Origin of the sequence: Nonomuraea deserti (genome assembly GCF_004348685.1) — a bacterium.
In the GTDB taxonomy this organism is placed as follows: domain Bacteria; phylum Actinomycetota; class Actinomycetes; order Streptosporangiales; family Streptosporangiaceae; genus Nonomuraea; species Nonomuraea deserti.
The window spans coordinates 1-3100 of record NZ_SMKO01000367.1 but is presented as its reverse complement, the minus strand read 5'-3'; the positions used below and the strand labels follow the sequence as shown (position 1 = coordinate 3100).

Here is a 3100-nt window from a genome sequence, read left to right as displayed (position 1 = left end):
AAGAGACAGCCGCCCTGCCCCCGCCCCGCCGAGCCTCCGGCCGGTTCCGGTGTGCGCGCCGTAGCCCCCTAACGCGACGCCTTCCCGGCCAGGGCGGGCAGAGCGTCGCCGGGTGGCGGGACGTTGTGCGACTGCTCAAGGGACCGTTGGGGAGGCTCGGACGTCGGTGGCGCGGACGAAGGTGATAGCGATCCCGTCGCCGACGAGGCCGACTCGAAGGCCTTGATATCTCGCTATTTCACCTAGGGGGCGACCTCGGGGATTCGCGGCAAACGCGCAGGTCAGAGATTGTCGGTACGCGTTGATAGAACGGTCGCGGAGGTTGCCGATGCGAGTCAAGGATCTGCCGAGGAGCGACCGGCCACGCGAACGGCTCATGGCCAGCGGCGCCGCTGCGCTGGCCGACCGGGAGCTGCTGGCCGTGCTGCTCGGCTCGGGGTTTCGCGGGTCGAGCGCTCTCGATCTGGCCAGCCAGGTGATCCAGCACTGCGGGGATCTGGAGGCGCTCAGCCGATCCGAGCCGCACCGGCTGCTCACCGTGCCCGGCATCGGCCCGGCCAAGGCCGCGCGGGTGAGCGCGGCCTTCCATCTCGTACGCCGGGCGGACGCGTGGCCGGAGCGCGAGCGGATCAACAACACGTCCGACCTGGCACACGCGTGCGCTCCTCTGTTGCGAGATCGTGCTCAGGAGCGGCTGGTCCTGGTCGTGTGCGACATCCGCGGCCGGGTGCTCAGGCGCGTTGTGCTCTCCGAAGGCGGGGCCGACCATACGGCGGTGCCCATCCGGGAGGTGATCACCGAAGTGCTCACTGCGGGCGGTGCGATGTTCGGTCTGGCGCACAACCACCCGGGCGGGTCCCTGGAGCCGAGTGCGGCCGATCTGGAAGCCACCGTCCAACTCCTGGCGGCCGCCGAGACCGTCGGGGTGCGACTCCTCGACCACGTGATCATCGTAGATGAGGCCTGGCGACGTATCCCGACATAAACCCAATCCGCCACGGACTCACACCCAGCCAACCTCAAAGGTCATGATCTTATGCATAGCGACGAACTGCAGTTTTCCAAGAAGCGACCATGAGAACCTAAAGCCGCGGGAGGCCGTTATGGACGTCAGTCGGCCATCACCCGCCATGGCGTGGCTCTGTGCCTCCGGAGGGCACATCGCCACGTCCGTGGTTCCGCGCAGGGCCGCACGATGCGGCGCAACGGTTGATCCGGTCGGACCGGGCACCGGTCACGGCAGCTGGAAACCAGTGGGCGGAGGTTGCTGCGGCCTTGCCTGTCCGTCCATGGGGCGGCCGCTGCTTGCTGTCGGGTCAACGACGGCGGACGAGGAGCCGGGCCGTGCCGGGAGGGCGGAGAGACGCGACGGCGCCGGCGCTCCACCAGCTTCGGAACGCCATCCAGCAGATCGGCCCCCGCCAGTCGGGGCCAGCGTCGCTAGATACCCTCGACAAACATCCGCGAGTGTGCGCCGGCACGAGTCGCGCGCCTGCTCGGCGCTGTCGTCCCCCCGCGCGATGGCTGTCCAGGGTCGAGCGGGTCGGCGAGCGACTGGCCCTGGTGGACGACAGCGGAGGCAGGGCCGTCGAGGTCACGCGGGTGGAGCTGACGTCGTTCGCCTCGGTCACCTGGGGGTTGGCCCGTGCCGAGGGGAGGGATGCCAGTCGACGTGATCACGTCCTGTCGAAGCGTAGGCGACCAGGGATCGGGGGTTGGGCTGCTCCGTGACGTGGTCGCGGGGCGGGGGCGTCGCCAGAGATCGTAAGGGCCTTGATGCGTTGTGGGGTGAGAGCTCTGTTTGCCGCGGGCCATGAACGGGATCAGCTCGGCATTCACCCCTTGTCATCAGTCGGGTGCTGCTCCGCATCGGATTGTGGTCCTGAGCTGTCGAAGCGAACCAGCTTATTCGGCAGGTCGAACAGAGAGTTCCACAGATCATGCACTCGAGAGTTGGGTCTGGTGGTGAATTCCTCGACCTTCACGTTCACTCCCACTCTCGTGGTTTTACGAATGAAAGACAGGCCGCCTGCCATGCACAGTTCGTAAACCACCGGCATGCATTCACACGTGCAATCCCTGACCCGCACCCGCGACCGCCCGACCGCTGGATCCCACTTGATTGCTCCGCGCACATCGGCACCCGGCCGAACGTGCCGGCCGTGCAGGTCACCTTCTTCCCATCTCATGGCGCTCACTATAACGGCTCAAGTATCCAGTGGTCTAGTACACGTATCTATAGACCTACAAGGCGTCTGCTTTGAGCGGGCATGTACGGTTTCGTCTATAATCCGGACGTGCTAGATCGCGAAGGGCCCGTGCCCATCTACAAGCAGGTCGCCGACCTGGTCCGCGATCAGATCGAACGCGGCGAGCTCCAAGCAGGCGATCCGGTGCCGAGCGAGGCCACGCTCGAAAAGGAATATGACATCGCGCGGACGACCGCCCGACGGGTGGCCCGGGAACTGCGCGAGCAAGGGCTGGCGTACACCGTGCAAGGCGAGGGCACGTTCGTCGGTCAGCCGGATGCACCACGATCCCCCAAGACGACGCCGCTGTATCAGAAAATCGCCGGAGAAGTCGCGAAAAACATCCAGAATGGCGATATCCAGCCGAACAGGGCCATCCCCGGCGAGAAAGTAATGATGCGACAGTACGGCGTCGCCAAAGTCACCGTACGCCAGGCGGTCGCTTATCTCAGAGAACAGGGATGGGTCTTCACCGTCCCCTATCGGGGAACATATGTGAACAGCCCAGAGAAATGGCCCACAAATCGGGATTCCTAGGCGCCCCGTTCGTGAGCGCCCCCATTCGACAACCTCCTGAGCGAACGCCGGGCCGAGACGGACCACACACAGAGGATCGCCGTGGCGTCGTCCACCTCATGACCCACGCCCGCCCAGCAGCGGCGGTGCGCCTACGCTTCGACAGGCGTGATCACTTGTGCGGCCACGACAGCGAACGGCCGGCGGCTAGTACTCCAGTGACACTTGGCGATCTTGCAGCGTTCGGGTCACATGGCGACGGCCACCGCGTGATCATTCGGAGTTTGTGAAGACAACCAAAGATCGTGCGGTGGCCGCGAGCCACAGCGTAGACC

General features: G+C 65.7%; 3 protein-coding genes. 2 read left to right on the top strand and 1 reads right to left on the bottom strand.

All coding sequences use genetic code 11. From position 1 onward, the window contains the following. Window positions 1-328 precede the first annotated feature (328 nt). Window positions 329-985 (top strand): JAB domain-containing protein, encoded by a 657-nt coding sequence (locus E1292_RS49960; protein ID WP_132606807.1) that lies wholly within the window; start codon window positions 329-331, stop codon window positions 983-985. Window positions 986-1835: 850 nt separating this feature from the next. Here E1292_RS49960 and E1292_RS49955 read toward each other — a convergent pair. After that, entirely contained in the window at window positions 1836-2189 is a 354-nt protein-coding gene (locus tag E1292_RS49955) for a hypothetical protein (RefSeq protein ID WP_132606806.1), read from the bottom strand. Window positions 2190-2270: 81 nt separating this feature from the next. On the opposite strand from E1292_RS49955, the gene E1292_RS49950 reads away from it, so the two are divergent. After that, entirely contained in the window at window positions 2271-2786 is a 516-nt protein-coding gene (locus E1292_RS49950; RefSeq protein WP_132606805.1) for a GntR family transcriptional regulator, read from the top strand. Window positions 2787-3100 lie beyond the last annotated feature (314 nt).